General features: G+C 38.3%; 15 protein-coding genes and 2 pseudogenes. All 17 read left to right on the forward strand.

All coding sequences use genetic code 11. The features are described 5' to 3' along the window. Positions 1 to 471: pseudogene (locus tag G602_RS27055) on the forward strand (hypothetical protein); the annotation flags it as partial. A gap of 419 nt (positions 472 to 890) precedes the next feature. Further along, on the forward strand, positions 891 to 1,910 hold the full coding sequence (locus G602_RS0115995; protein WP_196808705.1) for a PDDEXK nuclease domain-containing protein: 1,020 nt from the start codon (positions 891 to 893) through the stop codon (positions 1,908 to 1,910). Positions 1,911 to 2,150: 240 nt separating this feature from the next. Continuing rightward, a complete protein-coding gene (locus G602_RS0116000) occupies positions 2,151 to 3,050 on the forward strand; it encodes an alpha/beta hydrolase (RefSeq protein WP_026659885.1) in 900 nt (299 codons plus the stop codon). Positions 3,051 to 3,718: 668 nt separating this feature from the next. Beyond that, positions 3,719 to 4,201, forward strand: coding sequence for a GNAT family N-acetyltransferase (locus G602_RS0116005; RefSeq protein ID WP_026659886.1), 483 nt, complete (start codon positions 3,719 to 3,721; stop codon positions 4,199 to 4,201). A gap of 58 nt (positions 4,202 to 4,259) precedes the next feature. Then, on the forward strand, positions 4,260 to 5,135 hold the full coding sequence (locus G602_RS0116010) for a GNAT family N-acetyltransferase (RefSeq protein ID WP_026659887.1): 876 nt from the start codon (positions 4,260 to 4,262) through the stop codon (positions 5,133 to 5,135). A gap of 51 nt (positions 5,136 to 5,186) precedes the next feature. Continuing rightward, entirely contained in the window at positions 5,187 to 5,687 is a 501-nt protein-coding gene (locus tag G602_RS0116015) for a phosphotransferase-like protein (RefSeq protein WP_026659888.1), read from the forward strand. Positions 5,688 to 5,765: 78 nt separating this feature from the next. Further along, positions 5,766 to 6,461, forward strand: coding sequence for a CatA-like O-acetyltransferase, family 3 (locus G602_RS0116020; protein ID WP_330369211.1), 696 nt, complete (start codon positions 5,766 to 5,768; stop codon positions 6,459 to 6,461). Beyond that, a complete protein-coding gene (locus tag G602_RS0116025) occupies positions 6,458 to 6,664 on the forward strand; it encodes a hypothetical protein (RefSeq protein ID WP_026659890.1) in 207 nt (68 codons plus the stop codon). Before G602_RS0116020 ends, G602_RS0116025 begins: the two co-directional genes overlap by 4 nt. A 489-nt stretch (positions 6,665 to 7,153) precedes the next feature. Next, positions 7,154 to 8,539: an extracellular solute-binding protein gene (locus tag G602_RS0116030; RefSeq protein WP_026659892.1), complete on the forward strand. Its 1,386-nt coding sequence runs from the start codon at positions 7,154 to 7,156 to the stop codon at positions 8,537 to 8,539. An 80-nt stretch (positions 8,540 to 8,619) separates the two neighbouring features. Continuing rightward, on the forward strand, positions 8,620 to 9,504 hold the full coding sequence (locus G602_RS0116035; protein ID WP_044932460.1) for a carbohydrate ABC transporter permease: 885 nt from the start codon (positions 8,620 to 8,622) through the stop codon (positions 9,502 to 9,504). Between the two features lies 1 nt (position 9,505). Beyond that, on the forward strand, positions 9,506 to 10,339 hold the full coding sequence (locus tag G602_RS0116040; protein ID WP_026659894.1) for a carbohydrate ABC transporter permease: 834 nt from the start codon (positions 9,506 to 9,508) through the stop codon (positions 10,337 to 10,339). Positions 10,340 to 10,350: 11 nt separating this feature from the next. Beyond that, positions 10,351 to 11,841 (forward strand): alpha-N-arabinofuranosidase, encoded by a 1,491-nt coding sequence (locus G602_RS0116045; protein ID WP_026659895.1) that lies wholly within the window; start codon positions 10,351 to 10,353, stop codon positions 11,839 to 11,841. Between the two features lie 19 nt (positions 11,842 to 11,860). Beyond that, positions 11,861 to 12,859 (forward strand): LacI family DNA-binding transcriptional regulator, encoded by a 999-nt coding sequence (locus G602_RS0116050; protein ID WP_026659896.1) that lies wholly within the window; start codon positions 11,861 to 11,863, stop codon positions 12,857 to 12,859. A gap of 190 nt (positions 12,860 to 13,049) precedes the next feature. Then, positions 13,050 to 13,178 carry a hypothetical protein gene (locus G602_RS31775; RefSeq protein ID WP_256374991.1) on the forward strand — a complete coding sequence of 43 codons (129 nt, stop codon included), beginning with the start codon at positions 13,050 to 13,052 and terminating at the stop codon, positions 13,176 to 13,178. Between the two features lie 13 nt (positions 13,179 to 13,191). Then, positions 13,192 to 13,500: pseudogene (locus G602_RS0116060) on the forward strand (GNAT family N-acetyltransferase); the annotation flags it as partial. Positions 13,501 to 13,768: 268 nt separating this feature from the next. After that, a complete protein-coding gene (locus G602_RS0116065; RefSeq protein WP_026659899.1) occupies positions 13,769 to 14,020 on the forward strand; it encodes a hypothetical protein in 252 nt (83 codons plus the stop codon). A gap of 738 nt (positions 14,021 to 14,758) precedes the next feature. Then, the gene (locus tag G602_RS0116075) at positions 14,759 to 15,523 is read left to right on the forward strand and encodes a hypothetical protein (RefSeq protein ID WP_026659200.1); all 765 of its coding nucleotides are present in this window, start codon (positions 14,759 to 14,761) and stop codon (positions 15,521 to 15,523) included. The last annotated feature ends 197 nt before the right edge of the window (positions 15,524 to 15,720 follow it).

Below are 15,720 nucleotides of genomic sequence, written 5' to 3' on the forward strand. Positions count from 1 at the left end.
GAAATAATTGTAACTGAGCCTAAGAATGCAGGCAAGCTTATGAAACGATCAAAAGAGACTACCAAAAACGATAAAGGTAAGTTTAATAAGAAAAAACGTTTCGGTAAGTCTGTAAAGAACAGATGCCCCGGTGGTTTCCAGACCACATTGGAAAGAAAATTCAAAGCCACAGGTGGAACTTATATTGAAGTCCCAAACAATTACAGAGCATCACAGTATGACCATACGGCTGATGACTATATAAAAAAGAAGCTCTCCGATAGATTGTATAAACTTCATGATGGCACTGAAGTACAAAGAGACTGGTATTCATCATTCCTGCTCTATTGCTATGAACCTAAAACGCAAAATATAGATAAAGACAAATGTGCTAAGACTTTTGAGGCACAATACAATAAAGAAAAAGCCTTAATCACCTGGATCAAGGCATATAAAATCAAGATATTAAACAGTGGAATTAACGTAGCTTAACAACTTAATAATCAGGGAGATTGACTATACTTCCTTGCTGAAAAGCAGAAATTTACCGCTAATGTGGTCGTTGGACTGCTTGGTAATGAAAGTCCTGATTCAAACAGATTTACACTTGTAACTCCAAAGTCTGAAAATGATGTACGATTACAAGCTACGCTTGCCAATCAGAACCCCACGGGCTTACCCGTGGGTATAGTCAGTCAAAAAGCCATAAGCACTAATAATGGGGAGTATACCTTTAAAACTGCAACCGAAGCATTAGAAATGGAGCAATCGTCAAAATGCACCTGACATATATGGTTTTGCTACATATCAGATAAATGATGTAACAGAAATAAAGCATGTTATGAATAATTTCTACAATCATTGAATTTGTCTGCCATAGACAATATACTTATGAGCAGTGAGGTGAACGTATGTCAGATAATAGTATTATGCTAAAAGAGGATTATTTTTCTGTATTAGAGGAAATTAAAAGTCATATTATGACAGCTCAAAAAACTGTCATGAATACAGCAAATGTTGAACGGAATATAATGTATTGGCATATTGGAAAAACGATAGTCGAGCATGCTGTTTGGGGGAACAAGTTTATAGAGAATCTTTCTAAGGACTTAAGGATGGAATACCCAACCGCAAAGGGTTATTCTGCCAGAAATCTGAATTATATGAAGAAATATGCGGAAATAATACCTTCTGAGGAAGTTTTGCAGCAGGGTGCTGCAAAAATAAATTGGCGATCAATTATGTTTTTGATTGACCAAGTTAGTGATACGGAAGAATTTCTATGGTATTCTCGCCAATGTCTTGAGCAGGGGTGGTCAAGCAATGTGCTAAGACATGAGATAGAGAGCGGATTATATAACAGACAAGTTTTAGTTGAGAAAACCACAAATTATAAGACTCAACTGTCCGCGCCGTTAGGAGAACTCGCTGAGGAGATTATTAAAGACCCTTATGTTTTTGACTTTATTCCTTCAGCGGCTCCGTTAATGGAAAAAGACCTTGAAGATGCTATGGTTGCTCAGATTACTAAGGTATTGATGGAGTTCGGAAGTGGTTTTTCGTTTTTGGGAAGACAGTATCCTCTTCATGTCGGTGAAAAGGACTATTTCATTGATTTACTTTTTTACAATGTAAAATTGCATTGCTACTTTGTTGTTGAGCTTAAGACTGTAGACTTTGAACCAGAATTTGCAGGCAAGTTATCGTTTTATTTGTCGGCTGTAGATGGGGAATTGAAATCGGATATGGATAATCCAACTCTCGGCTTGCTTTTGTGTAAGGGCAAAGATAAAGTAGTTGCGGAATATGCTCTTCAAGATATAAATAAACCTATAGGTATAAGCGAGTATAGGGTTTCAAGTAAGATTAAACCTGAGCTTTTGGATAATTTGCCATCTTTGGAAGATATTGAAAACAGAATGCATTTATAATTTTGCAGCAGGGTGCTGCAAAATTAGTAAAAATACTTCCCGCTTTTAATACCAGCAAAACTTCCATAACTATGATAAAAATATGAGTTGCGGAAGAAATATCGCCGATTATTCGAAGATAATATTAGAGTCTGTGTATGCAGGCTCTGTTTGATTCACGAAAATACATATTATTTCACATGAATACAACAATTCTGCGCTAATAATATATACAATATTACTAGCTTGGAGGAAATAATAATGAGTTTAATGCATAGTATTATTTTCAATAATGTCATGAAAAGCAAAAAAACATACATTGCGGGGGCGGTAGATTATGAAAAACGTCGTCGGAATGAGGTAGAGCAAGTCAGGTTTGTAAGAGTTCCTAAATGCATAAGAGTCCAAAACGGAACAATGAACGGTGTTCCTGTTGAAAAGCTTGTCAAAAAAGGTAATCCTACAGACAAGATAATCTATTATATCCATGGAGGTGGATTTGTAACAGGCTCCTCTTTTGTCAGAAGAAATCTGACGACTTACATGGCAAAAAAATTTGGACTCAACGTCATTTCTGTTGATTATCGACTTGCACCGGAGCACCCATTTCCTGCAGCACCGGAAGACTGTTTAAAAGTATATGAAAAGCTCATCCAGAAGTATGATTCAAATAATATAGTTGTAGCAGGTGAGAGCGCTGGAGGAAATCTGGTACTGTCACTTCTTCTGCAGATAAAGGAGAAAGATCTGCCTTATCCCGCTGGAACATTTGCTATGTCTCCAACGGTTCAGTATGACAGAGAATTTGGAAGTTATAGATATAACCGAAATACGGAGTGTTGTCTTGAGAACCTTAGCGAGGAAGTGTGCAATACTTATTTGAAAAATCTTGATAAGAATCAAATTCAAAATCCTATGGCGGCTCCTTATTATGGTGATTACACAGGATGCACACCAGTGTATCTATATGTTTCAAATGCTGAGGTGCTGCTTGATGACAGCCTTATTATGTACGAAAAACTTAAAGCAGAGGGAGTTGAGACAACTCTTTACAGGCGTGATGGCATGATGCATGCATGGATGATAATTCCGATGTTTAGGGAATCAAAGGCGGATTTGAAGTTGTTATCGCAGGACATGCAAAAAGTTTTATATAAGTGATATTTCTACCTATAAGTAATATCCAAGATAATTAGGAAAGGATACGATCTTAATATTATGGGTATGAATAATGGATATTTAAAGTCTATTTTAATGTGAACCATGAAAAACTCCGGAATCTGCACTGGTTATCCAAACCCGTTCCATGGGTGTTGTGCATAATTCCGGAGTTTTCCTTATCGATTTCTTTTCCAATTTTGATTTTAACTTCTATCCATAAGAGTGTAAACTGCGTATTTTATGCAGCGGATTAGTTTTAGTACAGAACAATACTATTAATGGAGCAAGTGTTATACCAAGCGAAAAGTCACTACATCTCTGAGTAACGGAAAATATCACTGATTATTTCGGTCTGATAGCACCGGTGCTGATCTTTGCTCAGCACTATTGATTTTTAATTTAGCACCACCGATCTGTAGCTTAGCCCCACTAAGGGGTATGTTATACTTAATAATACAAACAGACATTATCTCAGAAGATAATGTGTTTATAGACAATATGCTTCTACTGCGAGGTGTTTTAGTTGTCTGACTTTTGCAGTAGATTTTCCGCTAGTTATTAGAATCAGTGTAGAAGAGACCATTTCTCGTGTGAGGAGTGGTCCTTCTTATTATAATGGTATAGTAAGATTATCTTTAAAAATATCATGCTACGGAGGAATTACATCAATGCTTAGATTAAGACCCTACAAAAAGGAAGATGCAGATACTATCATTTCATGGAGTAAAGATGAAAAAGCGTTTTACAAGTGGAGCGCAGGGGTCATGGGGGAATATCCTTTAACACCTGAAAAGTTTCGCTTTGTTGATTTCCTTATGGCGTTTACTGCATTTGATGAGAATGGAATTGCCGGGTTCTTTACTCTGCGAAATCCAGGGGAAGCGGTTGATGAGCTACGCATAGGATTTGTTATCGTTGATCCTTTACAAAGAGGGAAAGGAAAAGGGAAGGAGATGCTTAAATTGGCCCTTAAGTATGCATTTGATGTCTATGGGGCAAAGAAAGTGTCTTTAGGCGTTTTTGAGAATAATGAATCGGTGTATTACTGCTATAAAGCAGCGGGATTCAAAGATGTCATTCTTGATGAGACAGAGACTTATGAGGTCATGGGTGAAGAATGGAAATGCAAGGAAATGGCCATAGAACGTTGATGGACCAAGGGGACGGGGTTTACGGCTCATTTTACTAAAAGTAGTAGAGGAAAATGCAATGGAATTTATTAGTGATTACATGAGAGATGATACATACCGCCATATGCTGAATGGGCTGACTCAAAAGACATTCGGATTTGATTTTGAAGGCTGGGTTACGAATGGCTATTTTGAAGGTGATTATATCCCTTTTTCCTATGTGGAAGGAGGAATTATGGTATCTAATGTATCTGCTAATCGAATGTGTTTCAGACAAAATGGGTCCGTTCATAACTATATCCAGATAGGAACGGTTATGACTGACTCTGATTATAGAAAGCAGGGACTTGCTGCTGAACTGATGAAACGAGTGATCGAAGAGTATGAGAAAGACTGTGACGGACTTTATCTCTTTGGTGACCTGAGTGCTGCCGGTTTTTATCGTAAGATGGATTTTGAAATCATAAATCAGTACAGATATTTTCTAAAAGAAGAATTCTGTACTTTTGATAAAAACGTTGAGCCGTTCATATCAATACAGGATATGGATGATGCCGCAAAACAGAAATACCGGGATTATGTCCGCGTCAGCGAGCCTCATTCTTCTTTTGAGCAGATCAATAAATACGGTCTGCAGATGTTCTATACATCAGGACTGGATAATGTGTACTACTGTGCTGATCTTGATTGCTTTATTGTGCTGGAAGAGGATGAGATACCTGTTTTGCAGTCAGTCCTGTGCAGGAAAAAAGTTGCCCTTACAGATGTTATAAGGCGTATAGATCTTGATAAGTCCGGGTTTATGCTGGGATTTACGCCTCTTGAAGAGGATAGGGATAAATGCATCTCTGAAGTGTATGATGGAGGAGACGACTACAGACTTTTTTACAGAGGTAAAAAACTTGAATCTATAGAAAAGGATAAATTATATTTCCCTGATTTATCACATGCTTAAACCCGATGAAAGGTATATTTATGGATTGGATGAAGTGGAGATTAACGGAGTATGAAAGAGCAGGTTATTTTACTTAACGGCCCGTCCAGCAGTGGAAAATCTACTTTGGCAAAAGCACTGCAAAATCTGATAACTATTGAGGCTCACAAAAGATGTATAGTGGTTTCCATAGACGATTTTATGAAGATTTCTCAGACAGAAACCATCTATGAAGATGATGTTTTTGAGATATCAGGCGATATGTGCGCAAAAGCATTAGAATTGCTTGAGGCAGGCTTCGACATAATCATTGACCACGTGATAACAAGTGAACGGATTTTTAACCAATTGGTCGAGAGCCTATCTTCTTTTTCCTTGAGGAAGGTGCGGATTACCTGCCCGTTGGATATTTTAAAACGCAGAGAATTGAAGCGCGGGGACAGGTGCGTCGGATCTGCGGAAGCCTCTGCAGAGTACTTGTTTCCGAAGGAGGGATATGACCTGGTCGTTGATACCGGGGGACAATCTCCGGAAGAGAATGCACGGCTGATTTTTACAAGCTTTTTTGATTAACAAATCGGAATTTAAATGAGTAAAAAATATACTGTTTCTCAAGATTTAAATTATGCTTCACGCTGATGAAGAATGAGAATGATCTGTGAAGGAAAGAAGATTATGAACTACAGAGTTATTGATAAAGAAACATATTACAGGAAGGGCGTGTTCCGGCATTTTACGGAAGATTGTAAGTGCTCTACTTCCATAACAGCAAGGGTTGATGTGACGGAGCTTGTGAATTACTCTAAGGAGAGTGGAACGAAGTTCTATGTCAATTTCCTATATATCCTTTCAAAGGTGTTGAATTCACGGGATGATTACAGAATGGGGTATCTCTGGCAGAATGAAGAACTAATCTGCTACGATGTGATCCATCCCACTCAGTACATTTTTCACGAGGATACGGAGACTTGTACACCGGTATATACAAGCTATGATCCGGATTATGCCACATTTTACAAAAATGCTGTCTCTGATATTGAGAAGGCAAAGCAGACGAGGGATTACGCCCTTGATATGGAAAAGCATCCGAACTGGTTTGACGCATCCTACATTTCCTGGCTGTCTTATGATTCCTTGAATATTGAATTGCCGGACGGTTTCCTCTATTTTCTGCCGATCGTCAACTGGGGGAAATACCGTGAGGAAAATGGGAGACTTCTAATGCCGGTATCGGTTCGTATGAATCATGCGATAGCGGATGGGTACCTGGTTGCGAATGTATTCCGGCTGCTGGAAAAAGAGATGGCTGCGTTTTGCAATGGTAAAGTGAAGGATGAACAGATATGAGTAAATACGAACATCTTTGGAAATGGATCCGGGATAATGGAACGGACAGCTTCAAGCTCACATATGCTGAGATTGCAGAGATTGCAGGGGTACCGATCGACCATTCTTTTCTCAAATACAAGAAGGAATTGTTGGAATATGGCTTCTGCGTCGGAAAGATCTCAATGAAGGAAGAGACGGTCATGTTCCAAAGAGTTAAGTGATGGCAAATATAATAACAGGCTAAGCATAAGAAGTTCTTAAAGTTGGTAGAAAGATAACTTGCAATATAATTTCCTTCCTCGATGGTTCGCATTATTCACCATAATACGAACTAAAAGCTTTCGAGTAACAGTGACAGTTTTCAAATATTACTTTCATCAGAAAACATTCACGGGATTCTGAGGCGAGAATTGTATTCCTGAAAAACAAAGTGGTGTTATTGCGTGAACAGATGGTGCTCAATTGAGAATTGAGTGGGCTCACAGTCCGAAATATTCAATATCACATTATCCTCGTTCTGTTAGCATATCCAAAAAAATCATAACAAAAAGAATTTTTGATGATTGTAATTAGTATAGAAATCCTTTTTTTATGTGTTGACAATAAAATAAGTGCGATATAGAATGAAAATAAGCAAAGCGTACACGAGTACGCATTTTATTTTAACAATTTGCGTACACGTGTACGCAATAGGGAAATGGAGGTTACAAATGAAAAAGAAGGTATTATCAGTCTTAATGTCGGCGGCAATGGTAATGTCAGCGCTTACTGGTTGCGGATCATCATCCTCTGGTTCTGCGGCAAATGCAGCAGAGAGTAAGGCAGAAGAGAAATCTGAAGAGAAAAACGAAGTGACTGAAAGCAAGGACACAGAGGAGACAGCTACGGAAGATGCGGCTACAGAGGTTAAGCCGGTTACAGTAAAGTTCTGGAACAGTTTTACCGGTTCTGATGGCGATAAGCTTGTAGAGCTTGTTAACAAGTTCAATGATGAGAATAAGGATGGCATTACTGTAGAGATGGACATCTCATCTAATCTTGATGAGCAGCTTTCATCAGCATTTGCTGCAGGAGAGGGACCTGCACTTTTGCTCTTCTCAAGTGCAAGCAGATTTACATATGGGGATTACATGCAGAGCATGAATGACATCTTTGACAAGACATCACTTGATAAGAACGATTTCATAGAATCATACGTAGATTACTGTTCAGAGGATGGTGAGACATATCTTATTCCATTCCAGATTGTCAGCTTTTATCTTTACTGGAACAAAGATCTTTTTGAGGCAGCCGGTCTTGATCCTGAAAAAGGACCTCAGACATGGGATGAGTATGTAGAGTATTCAAAGGCTATCACTGATGCAAGCAAAAACATTTATGGATCCGGTCTTTGCTATGCATATAACTACCAGATGGCACATGTTATCCAGAGATTTGGCGACCTGGCCGTTACAAAGGATGATTCCGGTAAATGGGCAGCAAACTTTGAGGGAAATACAGGATATGCAAAGTTTCTTGATATGTACAAAGGCCTTGTAGACAGTGGTGACAACCCTCTTACAGATGACACAGATTCAATGATGACAGCAGGACAGCTTGGAATGACAATAAATGGTCCCTGGCTTTCATCAGGTATGGATACAGCAGGTATCAATTATGGAATTACTACCGTTCCTACAGGTGATGCAGGTGCAATGAATTCAGTTGAGGTTCTTGGATTTTCAGTTACAACAGTTGCAACTGATGAAGAAAAAGCAGCAGCATATAAGTTCATCGAATGGTGGAACACTATGGATGCAGATGGCAACTGCCCTGCACTTACATGGTCACTTGAAAACGGATGTCCTGCTTACCTTAAGTCACTCATTGAGAATGAGCAGTATCAGGCAAATGCTAAGGTAATGGCAATGACAAATAAGGATACTTCAGTAAGATCTGATTTCATTACATCTTCAGCATTCCCTGGAGTAGGACAGATAATAAATGATGTACTTCCTCAGATTACACAGCCTGTATTGTTTGATGGCAAGCCTGCAGAGGATGTTCTCAAGGATGCACAGACTCTTGCTGATGATATCGTAAGTAAATATAACTAAATCCATATTACAAGTCCGGGCGGTTTATCCGCCCGGAATATAAAAAGAAAAGGGTAATTGCGAAAGCAGTTATAAACTATATGAAGAAGATAAAGAAAATACTGCATTCAGCAGATGGGTCGGCATATTATTTTATATTTCCTTCCATAATTCTTCTGCTGGTGTTTAATGTTATTCCGCTGGTATTCTCATTCGTATTAAGTTTCTGTAACGCAAACATGACACTTGATCATGTTGATTTCGCGGGTATTTCCAACTTTACAAAAGCTTTTACAGATTCAAGGTTTTTGAACAGTCTGAAAGTAACTGCGTTGTTTGCAGTAATAGAAGTTCCGATTCAGACTTTTGGAGCGATGATAATAGCAGCAATGATAAATAAGAATACCGCTGGAAATAAGTTTTTCAGAGCTGTTTATTTCCTTCCGGTGATATGCTCAGCTACAGCAATCGGTATTATGTGGAAAATGATACTGCATTCAAACGTGGGCTTTTTTACATACATGATACAGATGGCGGGGATGGGCAGGATCAATTACTTTAATGATCCTAAAATAACTCTTTTTGTTGTGGCCTTCATATCCATCTGGAGGAGCTTTGGAATATCAGCAATAGTATATGTTACTGCAATACAGAACGTCAGCAGTTCTATATATGAAGCAGCAGAGATAGATGGAGCAAATAAACTCCAGCAGTTTATAAATGTCACAGTTCCGTCAATAAGACCGACTTTCTGGTACATTCTTATGACCAGACTGGCAGGATCCCTTCAGATTTTTGACATAGTCTATATGACAACAGGAGGAGGTCCGAATTTCACTACAGAATCGACAGTGACTTATGTTTATACACGCGCATTTTCAGCTAACTCGGAAATGGGTTACGCTTCTGCAATGTCATTTGTTCTGTTTGTGATGATCATGATTATTACAGTTCTTCTATACAGAAGAATGAATGCGGAGGATTGAGATGAAGGAAAAAACAGGCAGCATTGCTGCCGGAATAATTAAATACTTTGTTCTTATCTGCATCTCTGTACTGGTAATAATTCCTTTGTCATGGCTTGTGATAGGAGCATTCAAAACAGAAAAAGAGATATTATCCTATCCTCCGACCTTTTTTACACACAGCTTTACTTTAGATAATTTTGAAAAACTGAAATCCAGGATAGATGTATACAGATATATAACAAATTCTGTCATATATGCGGTTGGTACCACAGCTATCGCAGTTGTAGTAAATTCCATGGCCGGATATGCATATGCAAGAAAAAATTTCAAAGGGAAAGGGTTCTTTTTCTTGTTTACACTTTCAACGATGATGGTCCCATTTCAGGTAGTCATGGTTCCCATGTTTTTGGTTGTGTATAAACTTGGCATGTATAACACATACTGGGGGCTGATTATTCCAAGAGTAGCGGTTGCAGGATCAATATTCATGATGCGGGCAGCATTTGAAGGGCTTCCAAAGGAACTGGAAGATGCAGCAAGAATAGATGGCCTGGGGGAATTTGGAATATTCTATCGCATTATGTTACCGCAGGTAAAATCGGCTGTTATATGTCTTGTAATCCTAAGTATTAATGGTTCATGGAATGATCTGTTATGGCCGATGCTGGTAGCCAGCGATACAAAAATGAGGACTTTGGCAAATGGTCTTGCGCTTTTCGTTGGTCAGAATTCGATACAGTATGGCGCATCTTTCGCAGGAGCAGTTGTATCAATTCTGCCTATGCTGATCATATATCTTTTTGGACAAAAATACTTCGTAGAAGGAATGGCTAGCTCTGGACTTAAGTCGTAAAAGGAAAAATAATGAAAACAGTAAAAACGGTTGTAAATAAGAATTTTCAAAAAGGAAATATCAGTCCCCTTCTGTTTGGTTCTTTTGCAGAGCACATGGGACGTGTTATATATACCGGAATATATGAGCCAGACAATAAATTGGCAGATGAGGACGGTTTTAGGAAGGATGTACTTTCTGCTGTAAAGGAATCAGGAATCTCAGTTGTCAGATATCCCGGTGGGAATTTTGTTTCGACATATTGCTGGGAAGATGGTGTTGGACCGCGTGAAAAGAGACCTGTCCGGCTTGATCCGGCATGGAGAAGTATTGAGACAAACCAGTTTGGTACGGACGAATTCATGAAATGGGTGAAAAAAGCAGGTGTTGAACCGATGCTTGCAGTCAACCTTGGAACAAGGGGGATAGAAGAAGCTATCAGATACCTTGAGTATTGCAATATTCCTTCTGGCTCAACTTGTAGCAATATGCGTATTGAAAACGGAATAAAGGATTCATACGACGTTAAATACTGGTGCCTTGGAAACGAAATGGATGGGAAATGGCAGGTTGGTCATAAGACTGCATATGAATATGGAAGACTGGCTGCAGAGACATCCAAAGCCATGAAAGCAATAGACCCAGGCGTTAAGACTATTCTATGTGGAAGTTCACTCAGTTCTATGCCGACATTCCCTGACTGGGAGATAGAGGCGCTGGATCTTACATATGATTTTGTGGATTATATCTCACTTCATCAATACTATGGCGGACAGGACAAAGGTACAGAAGCATTTTTAAGTCAGGCTGATAATCTTGCTGACTTCATTGATACTGTTGCTTCAGTAATTAAGGTTACAAAAGCGAAGAAGAGATCAAAACATGATATTCAGATAAGTCTTGATGAGTGGGGAGTCTGGACACGACCATCTGAAAATACTGTTGAAGAATCTGAGGCACACAGATGGCAAATAGCGCCAGCAATCAGTGAGATGATCTATTCATTCCAGGACGCACTCTTATTTAGCGGAATGCTTATGATGATGATCAAGAAATCCGATATTGTTAAACTTGCGTGCCAGTCACTTATAGCAAATATAAGCTCTATGATAATGACAGAGAAAGATGGAGGTCTTTGGTATCAGACAATATATGAGCCGTTCAAATACATGGCATCTCATTCAAGAGGAACTGTATTGGAAGAAGTAACAGATGATCATAGCGGAATGCTTCAGGCGGTAACCTTATATAACAGTGATGATGGATGTGTTTACTGTTACGCTATAAATCGCAGTATTAATGAGAAGATAGAACTTAATCTTGATCTTCAGGGATTTGAGGCTGAGAAAATTGTGGAGCATGTCCAGCTTCATCACAAAGATGTTGAGGCTACAAATGAGAAAGATCATGATAATGTGCGCTTGGAAAAGGTGGACGAATCCGCTATCATAGGTGGTAATGTAGTAATCAATCTTGAATCATTATCATGGAATGGTATTTGCATCAAAGTAACTGAGAAATAATCATTGGGAAGGATCGCTCATGGGTGTAACTACAAAAGATATTGCACAGATCTGTAAAGTATCCCGGACGACTGTAAACAGAGCTTTAAGCGGAACCGGAAGAATAAGTGAAGAAACAAAAGAGCTTATTTTGAGGACGGCAAAAGAACTGGATTATCATCCGGACATACTTGCAACCAGTCTTAAAAATGGAAAAACGCAGAATCTTGGAGTATTGGTTTTTGATATCAGAAACCAGTATTTTGCGCAGATGGTCAATGCAATAGAGCTGGAAGCCAAGAAAAAATCATACTTTGTCAGCATAAACCTTCATGAGAAAAATAAGGATACGGAAAAAGAGATCCTTGAGAAGCTTGTAGACTACAGGGTTGAAGGCATAATAATGTCTCCTGTATCAAAGGGAAAGAACTTTGCCAAATTTGTGAACAAGCTTGGAAAACCTGTTGTTATAATTGGTAACAACGTTGATGAGTCTATACCTTTTGTAGGCATCGATGAAGCAACGGCTGCAATTGAAGCTGTTAACCATATATATTCAAAGGGCTACAGAAAAATTGTATTTGTATGTCCACCGCTGAGTGATGCCAAGAATGAAAATGTTTTTACACATGAACAGCGAAAAAAAGGATTTGAAGCTGCTGTAAAGAAACATAAGGACATAGAACAGGACATAATCAGTGGCTGGGACTATCTTGACAAGGTGATAGCTCTCATGAAAAACAGGAGTAATGAAGAAGGTGGTAAAACTGCATTCTTCTGCTCTGGTGATATATATGCATTGGAGATCATGAAGGCTTTGAGAGGCATGCATCTCAAGGCTGGAGAGGATTTCGGTATCATGGGATTTGATAATATTGATGTCCTTGATTACGTTATTCCACGACTTACTACAATAGATAATGCAGTAGACATGGTGGCAACAGAAGCGGTTAATGTATTATTTGACCTGATAAATGGCAAGGAAGTTAAGGATAAGACTATTGTGCCTCATCTTTTGATAGAAGGGGAAACCCTTTGATAATCAAAGGTTGTTTTTTCAATAAAAAGAATACCTAAAAACTTTTCATAAAAAGAATGGCATATCAAAGTATGATATGCTGTTCTTTTTCATTTATTGCCTTTTTAGTTTGCGTTTTTATAATATACTGATTATAAAGAAATGTTCGTGGTAGTTCAGTTATACCGAGGATAGCAGGTGGATTGCTGAAATGAAGATTGAGCTGAGAAATCTTACAGAAGAAAATATGGAACAATGCTTCGAGCTTAGAGTAGCTAAGGATCAGATGCAATATATTGCTTCAAATGAGGATTCCTGGAATACTGTAAAAAGAAAATGAAAAGGTAGCCCGCCCTTTTGCAATTTACTGCAATGGGAAAATGGTGGGCTTTACAATGTTTGCCCTTGATGAAGAGTATGAGGATCCGAATGACAGATATTGGTTATGGAGACTAATGATTGATAAAAGCTTGCAGGGAAAAGGATACGGTACTGCGGTACTTAAAGAGATCATACAATATTTTAAGGATCACGGAGCAAACATTATTCGTTTATCAACAAAAGACACAAACACCAACGCGCTTTCAATGTATCGTAAGGCAGGATTCAGAGATACAGGGGAAATGAATGATGAAGAGATTGTTCTTCAACTAGAGTTTTGAGTTATTGAAATAGCATATATAATGCTAGTAATATTGTATTTGAGTTAAGATCTATGAAAAGTATGACTTCTCAAATGGCCTCCAGCATGGTGGATACAAGCTACATCTAAAAGGTGCTACATCACATTATCTCTTTGATTATCTTGGAAACTCTGGTACTGGCAATATACAAAGGCTCGATAATGTTCTTAAAGGACTTGGCGATAAGCTTACACGCCTTTCAGATAGGCTTACTAACTACAATCAAAAGCTTACAGATGCTCAAAACATGTTAGGAAAACCGTTTGCCCAGGAACAAGAATTAAAGGATAAAACGGCTAGGTTAGATGAACTGACGCTCAAATTATCACAAGGTTCATCAGAATCAGAGAAACCCCAGGAAAATGAGGCAACTATAGAAGAGAAGCAACCATCAAACATTAAGAGTAATAGCGTAATTGAAGCACTGCATAAAAAAATATCTATAGTACAAGACTATGAAAATCACGCGACTTCAAACACACTTGCTCCTGTAATATAGTTCTTTTGGGGATGTAAACACGGTTTGCATCCCCAAAGCCTTGAAAAATCAATGCTTTTAATCGTGCTATCAATTGTTGTTTTTCTATCGGAATGGTATAATATTAATATAAAAGTAACAATGTAACTGATTCATCTAGCATCATGTAAGGCGGTATAAAAATGAATGAAATTTGTGCTAATCTTGGCGGTCTTATTGTAAACATCGTTATTCTTTTCCTTTTTTCAAAATTCTTTGGCCTTTCATTGTAAACTACATATCATTTATTGATAGCGCAGTAGTTGCTCTTGTTGTGGGATTGATTCTCAGAAGTAAGGTATTCCATGGTTCACTTCATCCAGTATTCCTAATACTCATAATTGCAGCTCTGTTCGCCGGGTGTATGTGGGTTATGCATACAAAATATGGCTTTCTCGCATCATCACTACTCATGTCCTACATATGGACAGATTTTATTGTAAGCTCCTTTAAGCATTGGGCTTCTTATGATCTTATTTGGGGAATCTTTATTGGAGTATGTAGCTTTGCATTAATCTTTTATTTCCACTACAAAGATTACAGGTCACTTCAAGCTACATCTTAATCTGTATATCAGAAAATATGATTTTTAAGAGGTAGGTCTAATGTGATCTACCTTTTTTATTGCTTTTATCACAAGAAAATATGTTGTAACATAGGTGAGGTAACACAATACTGGAAATCATTATAATTCTAGTAGGATAATGGACTAAGTAAAACATGAAGAAAAGGATTAATAGAAAAGAATTTAATGATTTTAAAGCTTTAATACAAAGGGATCTAAACTCGGATGAATATCCCTTTGTTGTAACTGTTCAAAAAAATAAAATTGTTGCCAGGTGGAAAACGCAGCAAATCTCGGAAGAAACTGACAACAGGGACACCGGTTCCTTTTATGTGACATATATACTTAGCAGAGACAAAACGTTTTGCGGCGGTGAAACCTTGCTTGTCAAAGATACTTATAAGCCGCCATTGTCCACGGAGACCAGAGCTGTTTTTTCACTCTCTACACCGAAGAATTTGCCTTGGAGAAAAAGAATCGATCATAAGGATTGGGCGAATATTGGATTTGATGAGGACAAACTCCTTTCCATCATTGAACATTATCTGAGAGATCACGGTTTTGCATATCTCCCGGGAATATGGAATCACAAACGCTTAAGCTGGGAAGAGGGATTTTTGTTTCGCATTGCCGGTATTATTTTTCTATTCGTAGGCATTTTTTTGCTAGTGGGATTTTTGAATAGCTCAATGATCAGTGATTGCTTACGAGTAGATGCTTTTTTCGCAGCAGCTATTTTCCTTCTTTTGTTTGCGACGCTGCTACCATTGATCATGATCATAATTGGAGTCCTGATGTCTCTGATTGGATTTGGCAAAATGGAATTCTATGACCTCAGGCCGGAAGTGGGCATCAAGTTGGTTATAGGTATCATTATAGTATCCTGGTCAGTGATATTTGCATTGACTATTTCAAATTGAAGGATGTGACGATCATAGGTATATCTCTCGGAGGGTACCTTGCACCCAGAGCCGCAGCTTTTGACAAGATCACGCAGGATATGCAGGATAAATGCGAAGAAATTTTGTAGCAACGAATGATCAGATCATCTTCTGCATTTTGGGGCCCATAGGGGATTGGATAAAAAGTCTTGCCTGAGTTCGTAATTGTAGAAATA

This window comes from Butyrivibrio sp. AC2005, from assembly GCF_000424145.1.
Lineage (GTDB): Bacteria > Bacillota > Clostridia > Lachnospirales > Lachnospiraceae > Butyrivibrio.

Coding starts and splice junctions, on each gene's coding strand:
- G602_RS0115995 (WP_196808705.1), top strand. CDS start 891: ATGTCAGATAATAGTATTATGCTAAAAGAGGATTATTTTTCTGTATTA.
- G602_RS0116000 (WP_026659885.1), top strand. CDS start 2,151: ATGAGTTTAATGCATAGTATTATTTTCAATAATGTCATGAAAAGCAAA.
- G602_RS0116005 (WP_026659886.1), top strand. CDS start 3,719: ATGCTTAGATTAAGACCCTACAAAAAGGAAGATGCAGATACTATCATT.
- G602_RS0116010 (WP_026659887.1), top strand. CDS start 4,260: ATGGAATTTATTAGTGATTACATGAGAGATGATACATACCGCCATATG.
- G602_RS0116015 (WP_026659888.1), top strand. CDS start 5,187: ATGAAAGAGCAGGTTATTTTACTTAACGGCCCGTCCAGCAGTGGAAAA.
- G602_RS0116020 (WP_330369211.1), top strand. CDS start 5,766: ATGATCTGTGAAGGAAAGAAGATTATGAACTACAGAGTTATTGATAAA.
- G602_RS0116025 (WP_026659890.1), top strand. CDS start 6,458: ATGAGTAAATACGAACATCTTTGGAAATGGATCCGGGATAATGGAACG.
- G602_RS0116030 (WP_026659892.1), top strand. CDS start 7,154: ATGAAAAAGAAGGTATTATCAGTCTTAATGTCGGCGGCAATGGTAATG.
- G602_RS0116035 (WP_044932460.1), top strand. CDS start 8,620: ATGAAGAAGATAAAGAAAATACTGCATTCAGCAGATGGGTCGGCATAT.
- G602_RS0116040 (WP_026659894.1), top strand. CDS start 9,506: ATGAAGGAAAAAACAGGCAGCATTGCTGCCGGAATAATTAAATACTTT.
- G602_RS0116045 (WP_026659895.1), top strand. CDS start 10,351: ATGAAAACAGTAAAAACGGTTGTAAATAAGAATTTTCAAAAAGGAAAT.
- G602_RS0116050 (WP_026659896.1), top strand. CDS start 11,861: ATGGGTGTAACTACAAAAGATATTGCACAGATCTGTAAAGTATCCCGG.
- G602_RS31775 (WP_256374991.1), top strand. CDS start 13,050: ATGAAGATTGAGCTGAGAAATCTTACAGAAGAAAATATGGAACAATGC.
- G602_RS0116065 (WP_026659899.1), top strand. CDS start 13,769: ATGTTAGGAAAACCGTTTGCCCAGGAACAAGAATTAAAGGATAAAACG.
- G602_RS0116075 (WP_026659200.1), top strand. CDS start 14,759: ATGAAGAAAAGGATTAATAGAAAAGAATTTAATGATTTTAAAGCTTTA.